A 1326-nucleotide genomic window follows, 5' to 3' on the forward strand; every position below is an offset into this window, starting at 1 on the left:
CGGACGACGACCCGTCACGCCGCACCGCCGACCCCGACCGGCCGCACCCCCCGCCCGAGTACACCCAGGTCGTCCTCCCGGCGCGCCCCGACCCGGCGCAGGCCGTGCCCTGGGGGGTCAGGGTCGCCGCCGAGGCCGGCTGGCGCCTGCTGGTGCTCGCGGGCACCGTCTGGGTGCTGATGCGCATCATCAGCGCCGTCCAGCTGGTCGTGCTGGCGTTCGTCGCCTCGCTGCTCATCACCGCGCTGCTCCAGCCCACCGTCGCCCGGCTGCGGCGGCTCGGGGTGCCGCGCGGACCGGCCACCGTGCTGACCGCTCTGTTCGGCTTCGTCGTGATGGGACTCATCGGCTGGTTCGTGACCTGGCAGGTCATGGAGAACGTCGACACCCTCGCCGACCAGATCCAGGACGGCATCGACGAACTGCGCAACTGGCTGCTCAACAGCCCGTTCCACGTCACCGACAAGCAGATCAACGAGATCGCCAAGAACCTTCGCGAGGCGGTCGGCGCCAACACCGAGCAGATCACCTCGGCCGGCCTGGAAGGCGTGACGGNNGCCGGCGCCGGCCCGGTCGCGTGGCGCACGCTCACCGCGTACGTGCGGGGCACGGTGGTGGTGGCGCTGATCGACGCCATCTTCATCGGCCTCGGCATCTACTTCCTCGATGTGCCGCTGGCCGTGCCACTCGCCGTCTTCATCTTCCTGTTCTCGTTCATCCCGCTCGTCGGCGCGGTGGTGTCCGGCGCGCTCGCCGTGGTCGTCGGGCTCGTCACCCAGGGCGTGTTCACCGGTGTGATGGTGCTCGTGGTGGTGCTGGCCGTCCAGCAGATCGAGGGCCACATCCTCCAGCCGTTCATCCTCGGACGCGCGGTGCGGGTCCATCCGCTCGCGGTGGTGCTGGCCGTGGCCTCCGGCGGACTGGTGGCCGGCATCGGGGGCGCGGTGGTCGCGGTGCCGCTGGTCGCGGTCTCCAACACCGTCGTCGGCTACCTGCGGTCGTACTCCCACGAGGCGGCCCTCGCCCAGTCCCCGCGCCCCCGGGGCGCCACGGCCATGTCCGCCCCGGACGCCCCGGCTCCGGCGTCCCCGGCGCCGGAGCCGGAGCCGGAGAAGCGGCCGGGGGACACCGGCGAGGAGTAGACGGACGCCGCGAACCGCTGGAAAACGGTGACGGGCCCGGCCACCCCGGTGGGTGGACGGGCCCGTACGTGGCCGGGCGGGCGCGGAGTCACTCCGCGAGCGCCGCCTCCGCGTCGAGGGTCGCGGCGACGGCCTGCACCACCGCGGCGATCTTGAACGCCTCCTGGATCACGTCACGGTCCAC

General features: G+C 73.0%; 1 protein-coding gene and 1 pseudogene. One reads left to right on the top strand and one right to left on the bottom strand.

Going from position 1 to position 1326, the window contains the following annotated elements; translation table 11 throughout:
* The coding region (locus CCN29_RS29340; RefSeq protein WP_086685583.1) for an AI-2E family transporter at positions 1-1142 on the top strand (1142 nt) is incomplete at its 5' end.
* An 88-nt stretch (positions 1143-1230) separates the two neighbouring features.
* Here the strand turns inward: CCN29_RS29340 and CCN29_RS35110 are convergent.
* Positions 1231-1326: pseudogene (locus tag CCN29_RS35110) on the bottom strand (alkyl hydroperoxide reductase); the annotation flags it as partial.

It is taken from the genome of Streptomyces pseudogriseolus, assembly GCA_002154585.1.
Taxonomy (GTDB): domain Bacteria; phylum Actinomycetota; class Actinomycetes; order Streptomycetales; family Streptomycetaceae; genus Streptomyces; species Streptomyces pseudogriseolus.